This is a genomic window from Enhygromyxa salina (assembly GCF_000737335.2).
Lineage (GTDB): Bacteria > Myxococcota_A > Polyangia > Nannocystales > Nannocystaceae > Plesiocystis > Plesiocystis salina_C.
Map to the genome: position 1 here is coordinate 41,807 of NZ_JMCC02000080.1, position 22,723 is coordinate 64,529.

General features: G+C 66.4%; 13 protein-coding genes. 4 read left to right on the forward strand and 9 right to left on the reverse strand.

The annotated features are described in order from the left end of the window. Positions 1 to 1,073: 1,073 nt before the first annotated feature. The 4 genes from DB30_RS27540 to DB30_RS27555 all read right to left on the reverse strand — a co-directional run bounded on the left by DB30_RS27540 (position 1,074) and on the right by DB30_RS27555 (position 9,918). Positions 1,074 to 4,391: a hypothetical protein gene (locus DB30_RS27540; RefSeq protein WP_146660876.1), complete on the reverse strand. Its 3,318-nt coding sequence runs from the start codon at positions 4,389 to 4,391 to the stop codon at positions 1,074 to 1,076. Between the two features lie 12 nt (positions 4,392 to 4,403). After that, positions 4,404 to 5,813, reverse strand: coding sequence for an MBOAT family O-acyltransferase (locus tag DB30_RS27545; protein WP_052554354.1), 1,410 nt, complete (start codon positions 5,811 to 5,813; stop codon positions 4,404 to 4,406). Between the two features lie 82 nt (positions 5,814 to 5,895). Continuing rightward, entirely contained in the window at positions 5,896 to 8,088 is a 2,193-nt protein-coding gene (locus DB30_RS27550; protein WP_052554356.1) for an ATP-binding protein, read from the reverse strand. Positions 8,089 to 8,352: 264 nt separating this feature from the next. Further along, positions 8,353 to 9,918, reverse strand: coding sequence for a DUF362 domain-containing protein (locus DB30_RS27555; protein WP_052554357.1), 1,566 nt, complete (start codon positions 9,916 to 9,918; stop codon positions 8,353 to 8,355). A gap of 130 nt (positions 9,919 to 10,048) precedes the next feature. Between DB30_RS27555 and DB30_RS27560 the strand changes: the two genes are divergently transcribed. Next, the gene (locus DB30_RS27560) at positions 10,049 to 10,444 is read left to right on the forward strand and encodes a PaaI family thioesterase (RefSeq protein ID WP_052554391.1); all 396 of its coding nucleotides are present in this window, start codon (positions 10,049 to 10,051) and stop codon (positions 10,442 to 10,444) included. A 6-nt stretch (positions 10,445 to 10,450) separates the two neighbouring features. Beyond that, positions 10,451 to 12,202 (forward strand): thiamine pyrophosphate-binding protein, encoded by a 1,752-nt coding sequence (locus DB30_RS27565; protein WP_052554358.1) that lies wholly within the window; start codon positions 10,451 to 10,453, stop codon positions 12,200 to 12,202. Between the two features lie 597 nt (positions 12,203 to 12,799). Here the strand turns inward: DB30_RS27565 and DB30_RS27570 are convergent. The 4 genes from DB30_RS27570 to DB30_RS27585 all read right to left on the reverse strand — a co-directional run bounded on the left by DB30_RS27570 (position 12,800) and on the right by DB30_RS27585 (position 19,407). After that, positions 12,800 to 13,744, reverse strand: a complete 945-nt coding sequence (locus tag DB30_RS27570) for a GGDEF domain-containing response regulator (RefSeq protein ID WP_052554360.1) — start codon at positions 13,742 to 13,744, stop codon at positions 12,800 to 12,802. A 120-nt stretch (positions 13,745 to 13,864) separates the two neighbouring features. After that, a complete protein-coding gene (locus DB30_RS27575) occupies positions 13,865 to 15,475 on the reverse strand; it encodes a ferritin-like domain-containing protein (protein WP_052554361.1) in 1,611 nt (536 codons plus the stop codon). 69 nt (positions 15,476 to 15,544) lie between these two features. After that, entirely contained in the window at positions 15,545 to 18,259 is a 2,715-nt protein-coding gene (locus DB30_RS27580) for a tetratricopeptide repeat protein (protein ID WP_052554363.1), read from the reverse strand. Next, positions 18,256 to 19,407: an ATP-binding protein gene (locus tag DB30_RS27585; protein WP_052554365.1), complete on the reverse strand. Its 1,152-nt coding sequence runs from the start codon at positions 19,405 to 19,407 to the stop codon at positions 18,256 to 18,258. Before DB30_RS27585 ends, DB30_RS27580 begins: the two co-directional genes overlap by 4 nt. 161 nt (positions 19,408 to 19,568) lie before the next feature. Between DB30_RS27585 and DB30_RS27590 the strand changes: the two genes are divergently transcribed. Next, on the forward strand, positions 19,569 to 20,849 hold the full coding sequence (locus DB30_RS27590) for a YncE family protein (RefSeq protein WP_146660880.1): 1,281 nt from the start codon (positions 19,569 to 19,571) through the stop codon (positions 20,847 to 20,849). Positions 20,850 to 20,864: 15 nt separating this feature from the next. Next, positions 20,865 to 21,527 (forward strand): SIMPL domain-containing protein, encoded by a 663-nt coding sequence (locus DB30_RS27595; protein WP_052554368.1) that lies wholly within the window; start codon positions 20,865 to 20,867, stop codon positions 21,525 to 21,527. Positions 21,528 to 21,562: 35 nt separating this feature from the next. Here the strand turns inward: DB30_RS27595 and DB30_RS27600 are convergent, their stop codons facing one another. After that, on the reverse strand, positions 21,563 to 22,636 hold the full coding sequence (locus DB30_RS27600) for a hypothetical protein (RefSeq protein ID WP_052554370.1): 1,074 nt from the start codon (positions 22,634 to 22,636) through the stop codon (positions 21,563 to 21,565). Positions 22,637 to 22,723 lie beyond the last annotated feature (87 nt).

The window sequence follows — 22,723 nt, forward strand, 5'->3', positions numbered from 1 at the left end:
GTGCTGATCGGGCAGCGCGCACGACCCGTGAGGGTCTCTCCGGGCACGGAGGGCTCAAGACGCTAATTTGCGTTGTCATGGATCGCTGTCGACGAGGTCGGGCTGTGGCTTCGGTCGGGCACTCGCAACGCCCTCTTATTGTGCCCGGAGAGACCCTCACGGGTCTTCTGTGCGCTTCTCGTCGTTCGAGACGGCGGCTACGCGCTCGGGATCGAGGGACGTCTTGGGGTCCAACAATGCTGGTTGCGGTGGTTGCACTCGATGCTTGCGGTGGTCGTTCGAAGGCTTTCGAGTGGTCGCGCAGGTGCAGCGACAGCGCTCCCCGAGCACGACGTCGACCCGGCGCTGTCGCACGCGAGCATCCGAGCGGCGTGCAGCGGCGTGCAGCGGCGTGGCGTGCGTGGCGTCGCCACTCGTCGCATGGCGTCCCGTCGCGTCCCGTCGCGTCGCGTCCCGTCGCGTCCCGTCGCGTCGCGTCCCGTCCCGTCCCCCCGTCGCGTCGCGTCGCGTCCCGTCCCGTCGCGTCGCCTGGCGTCCCGTCCCGTCCCGTCCCGTCCCGTCCCGTCGCCTGGCGTCCCGTCCCGTCCCGTCCCGTCCCGTCCCGTCCCGTCGCCCAAGAAGCCGCCGATGACAACCCGCTCGCAACCGGCAGGCGTGGACGACGGCCCGCTCGAGTGGAGCGGTGGTTGACCAAGAACTGCCCGATCCCGAGCGCGTAGCTGCCGTCTCGAACGACGAGAAGCGCACAGAAGACCCGTGAGGGTCCCTCCGGGCACAATAAGAGGGCGTTGCGAGTGCACCACCGAAGCCACAGCCCGACCTCGCCGACAGCGATCCATGACAACGCAAATTAGCGCCTTGAGCCCTCCGTGCCCGGAGGGACCCTCACGGGTCGTGCGCGCTGCCCGATCAGCACATCGAACCCCGCACCCACTCAGGCTGCGAGGCGATGGTCTGAGCCGGAGCCTCGCCAATACGAGCCGACAGGCGAGCGTTTGGGGCGACCGAAGGCTTTTTGAAGCCCCCTTGAAGACATAGTAGGCCCGAGTCGAGCGCGGAACGCTCGAGTCGAACTAGCGCCGCTCGATGAACACCTGCAGCGCATCCCCCAGCGTCTCGTGGGTCAGATGCTCGCGCCTGACGATCGTCGCGCCCTCATTCACGCCCGCGCCGTACTCGTCGTAGTGCCCAAACCGCGCCAGTACGATGTCCGCCGTCCGGGCCCCGTTGTGCAGCCGAACCGTCTGCTCGTACACGACGGCCAGCACCAGTTCGTCGAGGCGCTCATCACTCGCCAGCGCCTCGGCCAAGCCCGGGGACACCTGGGCCAGATCAACGAACACCAGCAAGTGGTCCCCGTCGTAGTCAACCTGCGTCGCCTCGGCTGGCAGCCGCGCGAAGTGGTCCGCCCAGCCAAATTCGTGGGCCTGAAACGCCGCCCCAAGCGGCTCGGTCCGGGCTGAGTCGACCGACTCCGGCCCCTCCGAGCGCAGCGCGGGCGCGCGCGCGCGCAGCCAGTCGCGGACCACCGGTGACAACGCCGCGGCCACCTCGTCGGCGATCGTATCGATCGCCCACGGCGGCGGATGGATCCCGCTCACGGGCGGACTCGCGAAGGGCGCGACCTCGATGTGCCGATCCAAGACCGCGTCGCCCACATCGATCACCACAAACCCACGCTCGCGCGCCAGCTCCAGAAACCGCGCCACCTGATCCGACGTGGGCCGCAGCGACTCACGGTTGCGCACGATGTACGGCGACGTGTCGATGATCACCAGCTTCGAGTCCCAGCGCCGCGCGAGCTTGGTCAGGCGCTCGAGCTGCTCGGCCATGAAGGCGTCGTCGGCATCGTCGGGCAAGAACGTAGACGTGTTCGCCTCGATCGAGATGATGTCCGGTCGCCCGACCTGCATGAAGCCCTTGATCGCCGTGATCTGCCGGGTCAGCCGACCGCCAGGGATCGTGCGCTGGAAGGTGTGTAGCTCGATGCCCTCGCGCAGGGCGAGGTCCCGCTCGATCCGCCGGGCGAGCTGCCGCCCCAGCGAGTACTGGCCCACCAGCTCGGACATCGACATCATCGACGAGCCCATCAGCAGCCACACATAGGGCCCGCGGCGCGCGGGGTCCGTCGCGCTCGCGTCGTCCAAGAACCGGGTGGGATCGTGGTCGGACATCGCCCGCTCGCCGGTTCGGGCGCCCAGCAGATCACGAAAGCCCAGCCGATCCATGCTGAACTGGCCGATCTTCGCCACGCCCAACAGCCCGTCTTCGAGCCGCAGCAAGCGCGAGCGCCCGTCCTCGAGATACACCAACGTGGCCGTGCGCTGGTCGATCGCCATCGAGCCCTCGTGAAAGTACGACGAGAAGCCCTGGGTCGACTGGTTGAAGTAGAAGTAGCCAAGCCCGACCGTGAGCGGCTTGAGCCACGGGTAGATCACCTCGCGCTCGAGATCCAAGAAGCGCAGGTGGGCGCGCTCGGTCACGTGCTGCTCGTAGGTGCCCGGCTCGTGCGGCGCGAGGTCCTGGACCAACAAGCCGCCGTAGCGCTCGACGTACTCGAGCCCGACGATCTCGCTGAGCCGGATGTCCGCGTACGCGCGCGGGAACGTGTGCTTGTCGTTCTGCGGGAGCACCTCGCCGCCAACGTTCTCGAACACCAAGCGCAGCTGCTGTGGGTCCGGCGCGGCCAGGTCGAGCTCGCGGGCGGACGCCTTGGCGGTGTGGAGCTGGCCGTTTGCGGTCGCCAGGTAGAGTTCACCCGCGGCGTTGATCGTGAACGCGGTGATCTGCAGGCCCGGCGCCTCGCCGCGAATCACCCGGGTCGTGGCCGCGAAGTCGGGCTCGACCGCGAGGATCCGCGTTTGGGCTGCGCGGGCCTGCAACATGTAGATCCGGCCTTGGTGCGCGCGCAGGGCCTGGATCTGCCAACCGGCGCTGGTTCGTAACACCGTCTGGACCTCGCCCGCCGCGACCCGGCGCAGCCGGCTGCCCTCGCCGTCGGTGAAGTAGACCGAGTCGCCGACGAGCAGCGGAGACCTTGGCCGATCGAGCAGCGCGCTGCTTGGCGGCCCGTCGCGATCACCCGCCACCCCCGGGGTCCCGGCGAACGTCGAGACGACCCGCAGATCACCGTGAAGCTGGCGCAGGACATGGTTGCCGGTGTCTGCGATCACGATGTGCTGGTCATGCTGTCCATCTTGATCATCGGACGACACCGCGACCCCGTGCGGCGACGCAAACAAGGCCTGCCACGCGGCGCCATTGCTCGACCCAACGTCAAGCCGCGCGACCAAGCTGGCGTCAAAACCCCACGGCCCGATCAACTCTTCGGTGCGGGGCAAATTCGCCAGCCGAAGCCCAAGCTGATGCAGCAAGTTGATCGCCAGCGCCCGGTGCCCTTCTGGGCGCAGGTGCACGTGATCCCAAAACAGCTCGGAGCGAAACTGCGGGTGGTCCATCGGCAGCAGCGCGACGTTCTTGCCGTCGGGCTCGAGCATGGCGTCGAGCTGCGCGACGTAGTCCCCCTGCGTCGAGGCCCGCCCGATCCCGCCGATGAACCCGTCCTCCAGCGGGACCGTGAACATCGCCAGCCTGCGCCCGCTGGCCCGACACCGCCGCGCGATCTCTCGCAGCGCCGCGACCTGGACCGACTCCGGGCCAAGCTGGGGATCCAGGTAGTGCACGCTCAGCCGCGCGAGCGCCTCGACCCGGTTGCCTCGCTCGGCGACCTGCTCCGCGCTGCCCTGGGCGGGCGCCAGCAGCTGATCCCGGGTGTCCGCGAAGCGATCTCGGTGGCGGTAGATCGGCGTCCAGCGCCGGATGATCCCCAGCACCTCGTCCATGCTGGGGATCCCCAAGACGCCCGCGTCTTCGCCGTCAGTCAGCTCCGCGAACCACGGCCGGCTCGGGGTCTCGTCGTGGGCGTAGGCCCCCGAGAAGTGGCGCGGCGACAGCTCGACCAGCAACGACACCCGCGCGTCCGGGTCCTCGCGGTCGAGCGCCTCGATGACCGCGAGCATGTCGACCGGCAACATCCCGCTGAAGGCCACCTGCCGAAACACCGCGTCCTCGTGCTCGGCCAGCTCGGCGTCGAGGTAGTCGACGAGGCGGTGCTCGTGCCAGCTCGCCAGCTCGGCTTGGCCAGTATCGCCAACCACGACCGAGTCGCCGATCAGCAACCACGGCGCGCCCTCGGCCTGGGCCGTCGCTCGCAGGTAGCGGCGCACGTCATCGGCGTTGTCCAGCGTGTCTGGCCCGAGCGGGCCCGCGACCGCGCCCAGCAGCAGATCGATCAGGATCAGCAGCGCGGCCAGCCCCACCACAAACCCACGGGCTCGACCCACCCGCGCGCGGACGACCGACGAAGCTGCTGGGTCTGGATCGGCTGCCATGGTCGCGTTGGCTCAGAACTGAAAGTAGATGAACGCCGAAGCCTGATCCCGCGCCAGCAGGATCGCGGCCGCGGCCAGGCCAGCGTAGAACACCAGCGAGACGCTGGCGTTGGCCTGGATCCGCTCGAGCAGACGCAGGCGACGCGCGGCCAGGCTGACCGCCAGGATCGTGTAAAAGCCAACGATGATCCCGAGCTCGCCCTCGGTGATCGACTCGCCCCCGACCAGCGCCCGGCCGATCGAGCCCCCGATCACGCCGATGTCGGCGAGGTGCTCGACGCGAAACAGCAACCACCCAAGGATCACCGCGTGGAGGGTCCACGCCCAGGTCGCAAACCCAAACACCCGCGGCGCCCGGTCTCGCAGCTTCACGACCCACGCGCGCGCCCGCAGCTGGTGGTGCAGCAGCAGCAACAGCCCGTGAAACAGCCCCCACAGCACGAAATTCCAGGCCGCCCCGTGCCACAGGCCCGACACGAACATCGTCGCGCCAAGGTTGAACAGCACCCGCCCCTTGCCGGCCTGGCTCCCGCCCAGCGGCTTGTACACGTAGTCCCGAAACCAGTTCGACAAGGAGATGTGCCAGCGCCGCCAGAACTCCGAGACGTTTGGCGCGAGGTAAGGCTGATCAAAGTTCCAGATCAGCTCGACGCCCAGCACCCGCGCCGAGCCCTTGGCGATCTCCGAGTAGGCCGAGAAATCAAAGTAGATCTGCAGCGTGAACAACAGGCAAGCGCACAGCGAAGCCCAACCGCCGTACGCGGCCGGATCCGCGAACACACGATCGGCCAGGACCGCGCAGTAGTCCGCGAGCACGACCTTCTTGAACAGGCCAAACACGATCAACCGCAGCCCAACCGCCACGTCTTCGCTGGCCACCCGATGCCGGGCCAGGGCCTCGAGCTGCGGCAGCAGGCTGCTGGCGCGCTCGATCGGCCCCGCGATCAGCTGGGGAAAGAAGCTGACGTACAATAAAAACCGCGTGGGCGAGCGGGTTGGCTGCAGCTCTCGACGGTAGACGTCGATCGTGTAGCTCATGGTCTGAAACGTGTAGAAGCTGATCCCCGGCGGGAGCAGCACGTCCACGACGCTGCCCTGCTCGACCAGGCCCAGGGCGTGCAGGTTGTCCAAGAAGAAGCCCCGGTACTTGAAGTAGCCCAGGATCCCCAGGTTGACCGCGACGCTGAGTAGCAACAATAGCTTGCGCCGCGTCGGCTGCTCGGTCCGGCCAAGGGCCATGCCCACGCCAAAGTCGGTCAGACCCGAGATCAGGATCAGCGCCGTGAGTGGGACGCTCCAGACCGAGTAGAACGCCAGGCTCGCAGCCAGCAAGAACGGCACGCGCGCGCGGCCTGGCAACGTCGCGAACACGCCGACGACGAGCAACAGGAACAGCACGTACTCGATCGAGTCGAAATTCACGGCGCGGGGGCTCTTCGCGAGATCCCGGCACGCTAGCGAAAATCAGCCGGGCGCGCGAGCCGTTCATCGCGGGACGTCATCTTCACCCTCGCCGACCCTTTCGTCGTTCCTGCCACTCATCGCGCAGGACCGGGTGTTCGAAGTTGATGCGACGGTCCCGCGCGACCAACCAACCGGCCTCCAGCAGCCGCTGAACCACCTCGTGGGCGTCCACCACGGTCATGTCGTCACTCAGCGCGAGCACCAGATCGTCCCGCGACAGGCCAGCGGACGCGTCCGCCACTCGATCGAGAGCGTCCACCTGTGGACCAAGCACCCCACCTAGGTCGGACATGCGCCGACGCAGCCCAGTTGGATCGCCGCGCTTCGCGACCAGCTCGAGCATCAGCGTGTGAATGTCTGCCGCGCCTTGCTGGCCAGGGTTCATGAACATCCGCTGGACGAGCAAGTGGATCAGCGACGGGATCCCGGCGGACTCATCCGCGATCGCCTGGGCCCAAGCGTCCAGGCTCGTGGGATCCCGCGCGACGCCGGTCAACAATTGGCGCGCGAGGGTACGAGCGTCTGCCGATGACAGCGGCGGCACGACGATCGGCTCGAACGCTTCCCACCATGAGCCATCTCCCTCGAACACCCGGACCGGCGCGACGATGAGGCGAAGCTGCGGGTGGTCTGGCAGCAGGCTCAGTACGGCAAGATCGTGGTCGAGCTGCTCGTCGAGATCATCCAAGAGCAGCGTGACGGGCTCCTCCACGCGCGACTCGAGGGTCTTTTTCAGGAAGCGAGCCAAGCGCTCTCGATCAACGTCTTTTAGGTCGAGCCGGACCGGCGCCTCCGTCAACTTCGCTTCGAATCCATTGAGGACCGACGACACGCCACGCCCGCGAGGACCGAGCAGGCACACATGCTTGTGCCTCGAAGTGTGCAAGACCTGTTCGATCAGCGCCTGCCGGCCGATCAGCTCGCTCGCCAGCGCCGGAACCCCCACTCGCAAGGGCAGCGCCTGCGCGCTCGGAAGCAGCGCCGGGTGAATTGGCAGCGTCACCTCGAAATAGGTGCGCTCCGGCTCGTTGAACGCGAAGCGCGGCGGTGGATTGCCAGCGCGCTCCATCGCACGGCGAATCGTGCCAATCCCGCTGCCGCGTGCCTCCGCCAGCTCGATCGCCTGGAGCAGCTCACCGACGAGCCGATTGCGGGCCGGCACGCGTACGACCTCACCGCTGTCGAGCTGCTCGTGTGTGAGCCCAGGCATGGGACCGGGGTAACTGGTGATCACCAGACGGTCGGGGTGGATGAAGACTTGGATCGGATCGGGATACTGCTCCCCGTAGCCACGATGGTGAACCGCGTTGACCAGCGCCTCCTCGATCGCGGCGAAGGGCCAAGCCGCGTAGCGATCGGCCTGTGCCCGATCGTCATGTTTGCGAACCTGGGTCTTGTTAAAACCTTCGATGACTGTGAGCGCCTGCTCGATCAGGTTGGGCAGTGTCCCCGTGATCCTCTGCTCGTGAAGGACATCTTTATCCTCATTGAATTGGACAATGTCGACTTGCGCGCCGCGAAATCGGCGCTGCGGTTCATGCTTGAAGAACAACAATGCGGCGTTGATCGGCACTTCGTGGCCGTTGGTCCGTCGAACCACATTGAGTCTGCGCAGCTTGTCGTCGAGCGAGTAGTGTTCGCCAGCGAGCTGGCTGCCGGCTCGCCTCAAGAACGACTCCACGAGATCGGAGCCAAGGTCGTGAACCGTCATATCCTGACATGGCTGGGCGTCAAAGGGCGTTCGCGCAACCACCTCGTCGAGTTGCCGTCGCAATTCCCCCTGGGCTTTCTTTGTCTCGGAACCGACGCGCGCCCACGCAAACCGCGGACTCCCCTTTTGCAGCCGCTCTGGGGCCTCGTAGATGCGGTTGGGACCCGTCGGACATCGGACCGTGAGGACGTGCCGGCCATCGATCTCCTCATTGTAATATTGAACGATGTACTCGGGCCGGATCCACTGCGCAACCTGCCCAAGGAGCTCCTTCCCCACCTGCTCGAGCGACTCGGGCGGAAGTCCCTTGACCGGTCGTACCGCCACGCCGTCCGGAGCCTCGACACCCAACATGACGTAGCCCCCGTTCTGATTGGCCAGATCGTTGGCGAACGCGCAGATCGTCCTGATAATTGGTGCCTTGGTCTGCTCGTCCCAGCCGGCCTTGAACTCGAGCCTGAAAGCCTCGACCCGGTGCTCGTTCAGCAGGATCTCTGCAGGCAGAAGCGGTGGCGCGGTCATTGGGCCGATCCTACCCCCCGCGATCGAGGAGTGCCAGAGCGGCGATCTGTTTCAGCTCGGGCGAGGGCTTCTCGTTCCTGGTACGGGTAGCCACGCACAGACTGCCACAGGCGTGGAGCGCTGCTAAGATCGCGCTGGGGCCGAGCGCGCCCGGTGATCCCTGCCCGTGAGCGCGACGCTCCAGACCGAGAAGAACGCCAGGCTCGCCAGCCGCAAGAATGGCACGCGCGCGCGACCTGCCGTGTCGAGCACAATTGCCGCCGCCTACGTCTCCGTCTCGCCCAGCTCCAGCCGCCCGTCAGCGCCCTCGGGCGGCAGGTTCAGCCGCGGCCGCGCGTGCCCGCGGTGGGCCGCCCCCGGCTGGTTGTACGGCTGCCCAAACACCCGCTGCAGCAGCGTTCGGGTCCGCCACGAAAAATACGTACTAACGAACGAAGGAAACAGCTTCAAGTCATAGTACGGATTGGTCAGATCCCCATGCTGGACCAGCGCCAGCACCTGCTCGGCGACGCTGACCGGACACCCGGTAATATGAATGAAGTCCTCGCGCCGCAGCACCTTCAGTTCCCGGCGCACGCTGATCATCTTGGCAAAGATGTCATCATGCCGGGCGTCGAGCGGGCTCATGTCGCTGCGGTCACGAAACAAGCTCTCAATCGCTACGTTTCCCGCGCGACCCAGCGGCCCGCGGTACTCGGCGCAGTCCCCCATGAAGATCACCTTTTCACCGGGTTTGACGTCGAGCGGCTTGTCCCACTTGCCAAACACGATGTGGGTTGGTGGCAGCTTCTCGCTGGCCGCTTCATCGTAGAGGCGCAAGATCTCGATCGCCTCCTCGAGCGCGCCCGGGCACCCACCCCAGCAGTAATCGCTGCCGCCTTCGGCCTTGGGCGGCCCCGGCGGCGTCCCGCCATAAGCCCGGATGTTGGTGTTCTCAAAGTACTCCTCAACCCGGATCAGACCGACGCGAAACCCCTTGGCGCGCTGCTGGGCGGCGGCCAGGCTGACGTCGCCCTCGACATCGATGTCCTCGAGCGCGACCGGACCAAACCCGCGCTCCCACGCCAAGCGAATATGGTCCACGCTCAGCGGGTCGAGCCCAATGATGCGACAGCAGACCGCGTCAACGGCGACTTGATTGTCACCCATGATCACCAGGCCAAGATCAAAGGGCACGGGCGTCAGCATCCGACCTTCGCCGGCCGTGATCGCGTCGATTGCGATGAACTGCGGCTGCAACACATATTGCAGATCCGCGACCTTTTCATCGAGCTTGTGATGGTGATCGATCAGCCGGTGCCGATCATCTTGGATCCCAATATACGACTTGAGGCTGAACGTCACCGTGGTCCAGGGGTGGGCCTTGAACTTGGGACAATTAACGAAGAAGTCGGCCTCGGCGACGACCTTGGGGGTGTACAAGCTGTCACGCAGGCGCTCTGGGTGATACAGCGGGATCTCGACCTGCGGGACCTCTTCAAAGTGAACCAGCTCGACGCCAGTGCGCTTGGCCAGCCTGCGGTAGCCGGCCTGCGTGAACGCGAAGCGGGTCGGCATCGTGATCCCCGATCGCTCGCCCACTGCCAGCGTGCGCATGGCCCCTTCGTCGCGATCACGCAGCGCCCCGACCACGCCCTCGACGAACTCCGGCCGCGTGTACGCGTGGGGGAACCGGGCGCCAGCGGCGACCACGTTGGGCTTGATCAGGGTCTGGCCGCGCGGTCGCAGGTCGAGCCGCTCGAGCCCGTCGCGGACGATGCTGCGGATCCGCCCCGCGTCGTACTCACGGCAGTCACGAAGGATCACCGTCGGTCGCTCGGAATTCGGCATCGCCTGGGATTTTACACGGCTCGCGGGTTCCCTGGATTGGCCCAGCCGTTGGCCCGCTCGCGGGCGCTTCCGCGTGTTCGAGCGCTGGCCCCTTCTGCCTGCGCCGCGCCCGTGGCAGGCTGACGCAGGCGTGACCAAGGCGAACACCCACCCCGAGATCGATCAAAGCCTGTGCGGTGAGATCCTCTCGCTCGCCAAGGGCGCCGCGCAGGTCGAGCTAACAACCGACCCACGCATGGCGGCGGACGAGCGCGGCTTGGTCCACGGTGGTTTCATCTTCGGCGCGGCGGACTACGCGGCGATGCTCGCGGTCAACGATCCCAACGTGGTGTTGGGGGCCGCCAGCGTGACGTTCTTGGCGCCAACTCGAGTCGGTGAGCGGGTCCACTTCAACGCCCAGCTGCAAGGCGAGAAGGGCCGCAAGCGCAGCGTCGACGTCAAGGCGCACGTCGGCGCGACCCAAGTATTCGAGGGCAGCTTCACGTGCTTCGTGCTCGATCACCACGTGCTGGACAAAAAGGGATAACAAGACATGGACGGCGGACAGATCATTGCGAGCGTACTCGAGCGCCAAGGCGTGCGGCAGCTCTACACCCTGTGTGGCGGGCACATCTCCCCGATCCTGGTCGCGGCCAAGCGCATCGGCATCGACATCATCGACGTGCGCGACGAGGCCAGCGCCGTGTTCGCGGCGGACGCGACCGCGCGCATGACCGGGATCCCCGGGGTCGCTGCGGTCACGGCCGGGCCCGGCCTCACCAACACGATCACGGCCGTCAAGAACGCGCAGCTGGCCGAGTCGCCGCTGGTGATCTTTGGCGGCGCGACGGCGACGGTGCTCGAAGGCCGCGGCTCGCTGCAGGACATCGATCAGGTCGCGCTCATGCAGCCCCACGTCAAGCAGGTGTTCACGCCTCGCTCCGTGCGGCAGCTGGTCCCGACCATCGAGGCTGCGTTTCGGATCGCACAAGAGGGCGTGCCGGGGCCGGTGTTCGTCGAGACCCCGGTGGATCTGCTGTACCCCGAGGCGACCGTGCGCGAGTGGTACATCGATCAGGGCGGCGTCAAGAAGCCGAAGAACCTGGTCGGCTACGCAACCCGGGCGTTCCTCGAGCAGCACCTCGCGCGGCAATTTTGGGGCGCGCCCGGTCCCAAGGCCCAAGCGCCCGTCCCCGTGCCCATGCACGACGCCAACCGCCGCGACGTCGACAAGCTGCTGGGTTGGCTGCGCGAGGCCAAGCGACCCGTGTTCGTGGTTGGCAGTCAAACCGTGTCTGTCGCCGCCCAGGCGCCCGCGATCGCGGCCGCGCTCGAGTCGATCGGCGTGCCCGTGTGGCTGGCCGGCGGCGCGCGAGGCCTGCTCGGGCAACAACACCACCTGCAGTACCGGCACAAGCGAACGGCGTCGCTCAAGGCCGCCGACCTGGTCGTAGTGTTCGGGTTTCCGCTCGATTTCCGCCTGGGCTACGGGCGCTCGATCGGCAGCAAGGCCAAGCTCGTCACGGTCAACCTCGGCGCCAGTGCGCTGACCCAGAACCGACGTCCCACCCTGGGGGTCCACGCCCACCCGGGTCGCTTCATCACCCAGATCGCGGCGGGCCTTGGCGACGGGGCCGGAGCCCAAAACGCCCAGCGCTGGCAGCCATGGTTTGACGAGATCAGCGAGCGCGAGCAGGCCCGGGACGCCGAGATCGTCGAGCAGGGCAAGGCCGAGGTCGACGGCGTCAACCCGATCGATCTGTTCTTGCAGCTCGAGCAGCTGATGGCCGACGACAGCGTGTTGGTGGTCGACGGCGGCGACTTCGTGGCGACCGCTGCATACATCGTTCGCCCGCGTCGGCCCCTGTCTTGGCTCGATCCCGGTGTATTTGGCACGCTGGGCGTCGGCGGCGGATTCGCCGTTGCCAGCTGCGCGGTACGCCCCGAAGCCGAGGTCTGGCTGATCTACGGCGACGGCTCGTCGGGCTACTCGCTGGCCGAGATCGACACCTGCGTGCGCCGGGGCCTGGCCCCAATTGCGATTATTGGAAACGACGGATCCTGGCAGCAGATCGCCCGCGACCAGATCGAGATCCTTGGCGACGCTTGCGGAACCGAGCTGCTGCGAACCGCCTACCACACCGTGGCCGAAGGTTACGGCGGTCGCGGTTTGCTGCTCGACGATCCTGCCAAGATCGAGGCGACCCTGCGCGAGGCCCAGGCGATCGCAAAGCAAGGCACGCCGGTTGTCATCAATGTGATGATCGGCAACACCGACTTTCGCAAAGGCTCGATCTCAATGTAGGGCATGCCAGTCACTTGCGCGGCATCGAGGCTGGTCGCCGCGTGCTGGACTTGGGTCGCGCCGTGCATGCTCAGCCGTGAACATGCACACCGATCAACTACAGGTTGGCGAGTTCGTCGCCGCTGTCGCTCGCTCGAAGCTGTGGAAGCGAAGCTGTCGCGGGCTCGGCTGGGGCGCGGTGGGGCGCTGGGGTCCCCACAGCTTTTGCAGCTCGCGCTGGATCAGCTGACGTCGCGGCGAGTACCAACTGGCCGCCTTCGGGACGACGAGCCGAAGCACCGCGAGGCCCAGCGAGGCGACGACGCTCTCGCTGCTCGTGGGCTTGGTCGCAGGCGTATGCGAGGGCCCGCGTCGCCGGGCGCAGGGGCTGGTTTGAGAGGCAGGCAGGGTCGGGAGTTGGTGGGAGACGCGGGACATCGGGCAGCTCGTGTCCCCACGATCCGATCCCCACCCCCGGACCGTCAGGGACGGCGGTGCCACCGAAGCCGGCCTCGTAGGGGGGCGTCTGGGTCACGAATTCGCGCGCGCTGCCAGGCCGCATCAGAGCGTCACCAACCGTCACCAAGGCTGGCGACGCTCGAACATGCCCAGACCCGCTCACCCGTCTGCGGGCCAGCTCCCGCCAACCTCGACCCGATCCCGCCCGCGACCTTTGGCCCGATACAGGGCCGCGTCTGCGGTCAGCACCAACACCTCACGGTCGGGTCGCCCCTCGATCATGTCGGTCCCCGCGATCCCAACCGAGACCGTCTGCGGCCCGGTCTTGAGCTCGGCGGCCGACCTGGCGAACACCCGACGGACTCGCTCCGCGAGCACCTTGGCTTGGTCCGCGGTCGTCTCGGGCGCGATGATCATGAACTCCTCCCCACCGTAGCGACAGGGGATGTCCGTGACCCGCAGCTGGTCGCGCAGCACCTGGCCAAACAGCGCGAGCAGTTGGTCGCCGGCCATGTGCCCAAACCTGTCGTTGACCGCCTTGAAGTGATCGAGGTCGAACATCAGCAGCGAGAGCGGGCGTTGGTGGCGGGTCGCTCGAGAGAGCTCGACCATGATCCGCTCATCGAACACACGCCGGTTGCCAACCCCAGTCAGCGAGTCCGTTCGGGCAGCGCGCTCGAACTCGCGGCTCTTGTCCTCGAGCGCCTTGGTCAGCGCCCGGATCCGCAGCATCGCCTTGAGCCGCACGCGGAGCTCGAGCGGGTCGACGGGCTTGGTCAAGAAGTCATCGGCGCCGGCGTTGATGCACTGCTCGCGCACCTCTTTGCTGGTCAGCCCGGTCAGGAACACCATCGGCACATAGGACGCCGACTGCTCGCGCAGCAGCCGGGTCAGCTTGAGCCCGTCGACGTTGGGCATGACCGCGTCCATGAGCACGAGATCCGTGGAGCTGGGATCGAAGGCACGCAGCGCATCGGTCCAGCCGTGGGCGACCGTCACTGCGTGACCGAACTCGAGCAAGATCGAGCTCGTCGCGGTCGCGGCCGCGGGATCATCATCGACGACGAGGATCTGCGCGCGGACCACTTCGGGCTTGGACTTCATGCGAGCGTTGGCTGGGGCTCGTTCGAGCCTCCCCCTCGATGGTCTCACGAGCGCAACGAAGCTGTGGGCTCGCTTTCGCCGCAGCCGTTCGCTGGCCGCGAGCGGACGTGATGGCTCGCCTCAGCTAAAAGCGGCCTCGCCCGAGCTGGAAGCGGCCTCGCCCAGCCCAAAAGCAGAGCGCAGGGCGGCTACGCAGGGCTGGATCAGATTGGCCACCCCCTCGCGCCGCAGCCGTGTGCGCAGGTTGTCGTCCAGCACACCGTGGATGCGCAGGCTCGCGGGCACGCCCGCCGCAGCGGTTGTGACCGTGGCCTCTTGCATGGCCTGGTCGAGCCGTGCAAACGCAAACTCGACCAGGCTCGGCTCCGCCGTGTCGAGCATCCATCGCAGCGCTCGCCAGCCAAGCTGCGCGTGACGAAGCTCGTCTTGGGCGATCTGCGCGAGCGTGGCGGCGACCTGGCGGTCAGTCGCGTGGGCGGCCGCCTCGCGGGCCTCGATCGCGGCCAGGGTCTCGCCCACGCAGGCCTCGAGCACGAGCGCTTCAATGATCGCGTGGGTGCTTGGCGCGGTCACGCAGCCGCGAATGTCGAGGGGACCGGGTCCCACCGACGCGCCCGCGTAGGCGCTGGCCAGACCAAAGGCGAGGCGCGCGTGCTCGATCTCGTCGGTCATGGCGCGGTGGGTCTCGGCCAGCAAGTGTGGCGGCGCGCCGAGCTCGAGCAGCTGGGTGGCGAAGCGCGCAAACGAGGCGACCGAGGCGTGCTCGAACTGGCCGACCTGCGTCCAGTACTGGGCGAGCTGCTGGCGGGTCTGGGCGTCGAGCGGGTTCGGGCTGATCGCTGCGCACCAGTCCTCGCGCTGGGTCGTGCTGGCCACCCGGGCGTGGCCGCTGATCAAGAACGGTCGCCCGCAGTCACCCTCGCACCAACCTGGCGGCTCGCAGCTAAAGCCTGGCGCGCCTGAGGCCGAGCAGTAAAACTGCGTCGGCTCGCCCTCGGGAAAGCTTGGGCAAGGCGCGTCGGGGCAGTCCGCGTTGACGTGGCACTCGTCGGTTGGGGACGCGCAGGCGAGGCTGTAGGAGTCGTCGCAGATCCCCGGGTCGAGGCTGAGGCCGCACAGACCGTCGTTGCAGTCGTCGGTGGTGATGCACCCGGCGGGGATGCACTGCGACGCCTCGCCGATCACCCCCGCGCAGGCGCAGACCGAGCCGGGGTCGCAGTCGGCATCGCTGGCGCAGCCGTAGTGGCAGCCGCAGCTGCCCCAGATGTCGAGCGCGCAGCTGCCGTGGGGTTGCTCGAGGCAGTCGGCGGCCGTCTGGCACCCGGACATGGAGTCGGCGCAGGCGGGGGCGTCGGGGCCTTGGGGGCCCACGCACTCGACCGCTTCGACGCGATGGATGAAGCCGCCCTCGCACTCGACGAAGCCGCTGGGGAGCTCGCTGTTGGCTTGCGTGATCGGGGTGGGGTTGGTGCACTCGAAGGGGTCTGGCGGCGGACCGGTCTCGTCGCCGTCGCCGTCGCCCGAGTCGCCGTCGCCATCGCCGTCGCCCGTTGTGGTGCTGGTGCTCGTGGAAGCGCTGTCGCTCGAGTCCGCGGAGTCGGCAGTGTCGACGTTGCCGTCGGTTCCGTTCTCTTCGCCCATGTCGGTGCCGCTGGTGCGGCTGACACACGCGAGCTCGAGACCGAGGGCGGCGATGATACTGAGGTATGCGGGGTCGAGCTTGGTCTTCATGGCAGGGGGGTATCGTGCCACGAACGGGGCTGCTCGATCACCCTGACCCGAAGAAGGGCGCCTGAGCGCTCAGCGCGGGTCTGGCGTGCCGACGAGCTCGGGTGCGATCCGAGCCAGGACGATCTCGGCCGCCTGGCGCATTTCTGGAGACAGGGCGAGCAAGATGTCTGGGGAGCTGTTCTCCGCGGCTTCGAGCGCCGCGATCATCGGTGCCCAAGCCTCGGCGTCTCGGAGCGTTTGCAGTAGCGCGCGAGCCTTCTCGGCGTGGCCGTGGTGGACGACTTCGGCGAAGAACTTCAGGATCGCGGGCCAAGCCTCTCGGCGATACGTCTCGTCGCTCACCGCCAAGAACTGCGCGGCCGCTTCGGCAGGCCAGGCTCCGCGTGCGGCTTGGATGTAGGCTAGCGTATGCCCGTAATGAGGGACGTCCGGGGCTCCATCGACCGCCGTTTGGGCGCTCCGCTCCGCGGACTCGAGATCGCCGCCGGACGAGTAGAGGAACCATGCGAAATTGTTGTGCCATTTAGGCTCGCGCGGTTCGAGTTCGATTGCGCGCCGGTACGCGGCCTCGGCTTCGTCCACGCGAGCCAAATAGTTGTGTAGAAGTTGAGCGAGCCCGCTCCATGCATGGGCGAAGTTGGGGTCGAGTTCGATCGCGCGCCGGTACGCGGCTTCGGCCTCGTCGAAACGCCCGAGGTGGTCCTGCAGGAGGTTGGCGAGCCCGTTCCATGAGTGGACGTGGTTGGGGTCGAGTTCGATCGCGCGCCGGAAAGCGTCCTCGGCCTCGTCGACGGCTACGAGTTGCTTGGAGTACGTGATGCCCAACGCAAATAGACTATCCGCCGAGATTGACTCCGGGTCCGATTCATCGACTATTTGCAGACGATTCATCGCCCCGACGTGAGATGCCCGCGCCGCCCAACCAACACGAACCCAATGTTGTTGGGTGGCGTGGATGGAATCATCAAATTCCCGAGGATCAACGGTGCCACCGGAGTTTGACTTGTAGGCCAACAGACTGGGCAAGATCGCGGGATCCTCGCACACCTCGACTGCGCTCTTGATGTCATCAGTGGCAAGATCGTTGTCGACGTAGCCCTTACGAATGGCACCGCGGATGGCCTCGGCAACCGCAGGGGAAAACCACGTCGGCCACTTGTGTTCTTGCTCGTCAATCAAGAACGCACGCATGAGAGCGAGCTGCGTCGCGGTTAGTACCTGAGTAGTGATGTAAAACTTCTGCTGCGCCGACAGCATCAGAGTGCTCCCCAGCAACTCCCAAAACCGCTGACCATCGAGCCCTTCCGGCCAATCCCAATCCGCATTGAGCACCGCCCGCTCAGCCTTGGCGAGCGCGGTGAGCCGCTCGGCTCGCGTCTTCAACTCGCGATCCTCCCCGTCGAGATCCAGCACCCCCTCCAGCTTCGAGCGCGGGTCAGCCAAGATCGCCCGCAGGCTGTGAGTCTCGAGCGCGTGCCGAAGCCCAGGCTCCCGGGCCACCTGCGCCAGCGCGAACCCAAAGTCCGCGCCGTGCGAGCTCTCGGGTGCCCGTAGGTGGCGCAACCCCCGGCCGCGCAGGTCCTGCGACGGAAAAAACAGCTCGATGAACTTCACCAAGAACAGCAACCGCCGCCGCATCCGACGACTCGCGCGCATCAAGTACCAAATATTGAAGAACCGCTCGCTAATCTGAAACCCAATCCGCTTGCTCCCCGGCAGCCGCGTCTTCTCCACCACCCCCTGCTTGACCAGCCGATTCAGCTGCGCCGACGTCAAGCTCACATCCAAGCGCAGCCGGTCCGCCAAGTCGCGCGCGGTCGCGGGATCCCACATCAGCGCGAGCCCATCGACGACCCGCTGCGCCTGCGGGGCCAGCTCTTCGAAGCGATGCTTGTAGAGCGGCGTAATCTGATCCAACAAACGCTCGAGATCGCTGCGTGCGTCGCCCTCCGTCCCCTGCGACAACAGGTTGAACAGCAGCACGAGCGTGCGCGGGTTGCCGCCGGACAACAATCGCAGCGTCTGGATCCTACCGGGCTCGCGGTCGATCAGCTCGAGCACGTGGGGCTGATCGGTGAGCGTTGCGAGGTGGCGCATGATCTCGAACGCCTGCGCCTCGTCGAGCCCCTCGAGGTTGTGCACGCGAAAGAAGTCGTAGAACGCCTTGTCGTAGCGAAAGCTGCTCTCCAGGGCCTGGCTCGTCGCGCCCATCACCAGCAGTCGCGGCTCGCGGGACAGGACCTCGCGCAGCGCCCAGTCGTCTTGGTCCAGCCGCCCAAGCACGAGGTCCACGTTGTCGATCAGCAACACCAACCGGCGCTGGATCCCGTCGGCCATGCTCAACAGCAGCTTCAGCGCGCTCGCGCGACGGGTCGCCTCGTCGGCCGTCGTGGCGATCTCGTTGATCTGCTCATCGATCGACCGTAGCGACTCGCGCTGGCCCCTCGCCTCGAGCGAGTCCGCCAGCGCGTCGACGCAGTTGAGCCAAAAGTCCGACAAGCTCGCGACGTTGTATTGCTCCTCGGGAAACACCAACGGCAACCAGCGCTGATCCAGCTCGGGGTCGTCCTCGATCGCGAAGCGCAGGCGGCGAAGCAGGGTCGTCTTGCCCATGCCGCGGCGCCCGACGATGAGGTGGTGCTGCGCCAGACCGCTGATCTCGTCACGCAGATCCCGAACCAAGCGATCGAGCAGCGGCTGACGAGCGACGAACAGGCGGATCAGCTCTTGCTTGGCCAGCAAGTCGGGGTTGTAGACAGCCACCCCGTGGAGCTCCGGGCTCACGACAGCACCATCGATCGCCAGTAGTCGCGCAGCAGCGGTGAACGAAAGCGCCAGCGATCGCTGTCCTCGACCAGATAGCCGTCGCTCTCGAGCACGCCCAGCAGGTAGCGCGTGAGCTGCTCGTCGGCGCCCCGGCCGTGCATGAGCTCGCGCATGACTGATTTGGGTGCACCGCTGGTGTCGCGCGCGGCAGCCTCCAGCAGCGCCAAGGCGTGATCCTCATCGATCGGGCCCAGCTCATCGAGCAGCCGCTGAACCCAGGTGTCGAAGTAGCTCTTGTGCGAGTTGGTCAGGAGCCGGTCGTAGGCTTGGTCAACGGACGCGATATCGGGCGTGATGACCTCGAGATCGCGCACCATCGAGAACAACAATTGGAGGTGATAGGGGATCAGCCAGTCGATTTTGTCGAGGATGTGCCCGTTGACTTCGTCGCTCAGCTCAATCGAGTAGGTCGCAGCGAGATCCGCCAGGAAGTCGCGTGCATGCTCCCGAGAAAAGCCACCGAGTCGCACGATCGCTAGATCGTTAATCGTGTCGCCAAGCCGTTCGCGTTGGGTCACCGTGTCGAGTCCGATCGAACCACACACCAGCCACCGCACGCCCAGGCGCGCCTGCCGATCACCGCGAACGTGCCTGAACCAATTGAGGAATAGCCGGGCACGCTCGCGTCCGTGCACGCGCAAGAGGTTGAGCACGAAGATCGGGAGCTCGTCCAACATCAAGACGCAGCGCCCGTCGACCGTCCGGAGTATTTGCAGCAGCTCGGCGCCGATGTCCTGCCACTGCTGCATCTCCAGCTCGACGCTGATCTTGTCGACGCTGAGCTTCTTGACGCGGTCGAGCAATTTCTGAGCGCGACTGACGATCTTGGCACCCGGGCCACGGTCCCCCGCGAGGATCTCCAGCAGCGCATGCAAGAACGCCAGCTCCGTGCTGTGGCTGGCAACGCTCGCAAAGATCGCCTTGAAGTTGTGTGTTTCGGCGGTGGCCTCGAGCTTGTAGAGCAGCGATGTCTTGCCGACCCGTCGGGGCGCGAGCAGCAGGACATGATCGGTCTCGAGCCTGTCCCAGAGTCGGGCCTGCATCTCTTCTCGGTCGTAGAAATTCTGACCTTCGACGGGGCTCCCGATCGTGTTTCGGATGCTCATGCAGGTCGACGTTTACAACAAATCTGTTGTAAAACAAATCTGTTGTAAAACAAATCTGTTGTAAAACAAATCTGTTGTAAAGTGCCCATGGCGCCGCACAACAGCGTTCAGATTGGCGATGGCAGCGTACGCGTAAAATGCGCCAGTCGCATGCGCCGCCCGTGAGTGACATCGACGAGCCACCCCGCCACACTCGGATGCTGATGGCCTCCCCGCCGCGCCCACCGATCGTCGTGCTGTCGCTCGCCAGCCTCGCCCTGATCAGCTGCACGACCCCCGCCGCCGAGGACGGCGAGACGTCCAGCGATTCGGCCACTGACTCGAGCACGGACGAGAGCAGCGAGACCACCCCGCCCACGGACACGGACACGGACACGGGCACCGACACCACCAGCGACACCGACGCAGATCCACCCCGGCCCGCGCGCCTGCTCGTGACCTCGGACTGGCGAGCCAAGCGGCTCTCCCTGCTCGACTACGCAGCCCTCCGCGACGGCGCGCAGACCCGCGACGACGCGCTGTGGAAGAGCATCGATCTGGGCGCCTACGAACCGGGCCCGCTCGAAGCGGAGATCACCCCCGACGGCAAGCTCGCGGTCGTCGCGGTGAGCCCAGGTTTCTTCGCGAGCGCGGTTGGGGGACTCGCGGGCGCGGGACAGGGGACGGTGCCCGAAGGTGGCGTGCTGCTGATCGTCGAGATCGACACCGGAGCCGTGCTGGCCGTGCTCGACACGGCGCAGTACCCCATGGGCATTGCGATCACCGAAGACAGCAGCGCGGCGTGGACGGCCAACTACGGCGGCAATGGGCAGTCGGGCACGACGATGAGCCACATTGACCTGACCTCGCTCAGCATCGTCGAAGAATTCGACATTGGGCCAAGCCCCGAACAGATCGCGCTCAACGGCGAGCTTGCGATCATCAATACCGCCGGTGATGGATCGGTGCGGCTGTTTGGCATCAACGATCCCGTTGGCACGATGTCGGCGCCCGCGATGGTGTCCAACGACCCGTCGGGGGTGTTGTTCGTTGGCCCCGGCGCCTCCGAGGCGATCGTCGTCAACTCGGTCGGGCCGCCCGGCTATTCGCTGCTCGATATTGCTGATCCCAGCACGCCGACCGTGCTCGACACGGTCGAGGTGATTGGCATCCCCTACGCGGCCACGCACGGCAGCACCGACACACAGATCATCCTCAGTGTCCTGGTCGGCCTCGAGGTCTCGCTGCTGCGCTACGAGACAACCACCAGCACGCTCGTTGATCAGATCGACATCCCGGCGATGGGGTTTCCGCTCGGGATCGTGTTCGACCCCGTCGACGAGCTCGCGTTTGTGCCGATCCCCGGCGCCAACGTGCTAGCGATCGCCGACTTCGCGACCGGGACCGCGCGCGAGATCGACTGGCAAGACGATGCGGGCCCGACCTACGTGGCGCTCGAGTAGTCTAATATTCGCGAGATGTTCGTCCATCAATCGGTTACCCACCCCGCCGGGGTCAGCGTGCTTGGGACCTCGCTGATCCTCGTCGAGCCTGATCACGTCGTCCTCGCGCTCGGGATCTCCAGCCTCGAGCCAACCCCCGACCAGGCGTTTGGTGGGTGCCGCGAGGCCGCCGCCAAGGTCCGCGAGGTGCTCGACGCGGCCTCGATCCCCGACGCCGACGTGAACACCTCGGCGCTGCAATTGCAGCAGCGCTGGGCCAGCCAGTACAGCGAGAACGCCCGCATGCTCGGGTACGAGGCCACGATGAAGCTGTCGATCAACGTTCGGGATCCCCAGCGCTACGAGGGTCTGCTCACCGCGATGGTCGGAGCGGGAGCCAACGTGGTCTACGGGATCTCGTTTGGGACGACCTCGCTCGCGCAGCACCGGGTCACCGCCCGAACAGACGCGATCGCCAAAGCGCGACAAAAAGCCGAGCTCTACGCGGCCGCGGCTGGTGTCGAGCTTGGCGCGCCGCTGCACATCGAGGACGTGGACCCAAGCAACCTCGGCGGCCGCGAAGGCCACGCTCGGACCGCGTACCCGACCGGCGACGATGGCGAGAGCGCTCGTCGGCCGGGCGCGATCGCGATTGGGGCCGCCGTGCAGGTCTGCTATGCGATCGCGCCAGGCACCTGAGCCCCTTCGGCTCGACCCAACTCGACGCAGGCCAGCTACAGGTTTGGATACGCCTGCGCCAAGTAGGGCGCCAGCACCATCGCTTCGTCCTGGGTGATCTCTGCCCCCTCTTCCACCATGTCGGCGACCACCTTCGACCACGCTGCGATGTCGCCACCGCCGAAGCTCTCGACCTCGTCGAGCTCGTGGCAGTCCGTGCACCGGCTGCTCAGGATCGTCTTGGCCTTGTCGGCATCGACCTCCACGCTGGGTCCCGCCGTGTCCGCGCTGGCCTCCGCGGGGGTCTTGGCCATCGCCGCGACCGTTGCTTCTTGCACGACATCGCGGGCGCGCTCTTGCTCGGCCTTGCGCTTGCGCGAGGCCTGGATGTCCGGCGTGATCGCGATCAGGTACGCGGTCACGTAGGGCACCTCTTTCGCCGACAGCGGGTTGCTGCTGAACGGGTCGGGCTTTTCTTGCATCCGCACGACCAGATCGTGCCAGCGGGCGCCCGTGCGGGGCGTGCTCAGGATCGTGCGCATGTCGTGACAGCTGACGCACTTGTTGACCAGCAGGTCACGGCCTCGCTGCAGGCCCTTCTTGGCGACCAGATCCTCGACCGCCGGGGCGCCCTCATCAAACTCGATCTCACCCAGCACCTTCTCGACCCGGGCGATGTTCTCGGGGTCGCCGATCCGGCCCTGCAGATCCAAGGCCCGCGCCGCGTGGGGCACCGACAAGGTGATCAGCAGCACGCTGCACAGCAATAGCCCAAACCCAAACCGGGGCATGGCCTCTTCGAAGTGGCGAAAGAACACCAAGATCATGATCTTGGTGACCAAAATGACGCCCAAGGTGATCGCCACGACCGCGTGGATCACCGTGCGCGCCGGGAGCTCGTATTGGTACTGCCACAAGCGCGGAAACATGTTCCACATCATCACGACGTAGATGATCCCGTAGACGTAGCCAACGGCCGCGTGGATCCGCAGCCACGCCTTGGGGGCCTGGGTCTTCTTCAGCTCCTCGTTCCAGAACTTGGGACCCCACAGCCATGCCTGTAGCAGCACGGCGACGATCGCCAGCACGAGAAACAGAATCCCCAGCCACATGCTCAAGCTCGTGCTCATCTTGATCGCTCTCCGAGTAGAGTTCGCGATTTACCACGATCACGAGGGATGTTGATACCCCAGTGAGCGCGCGGCGACCCAAGGTCG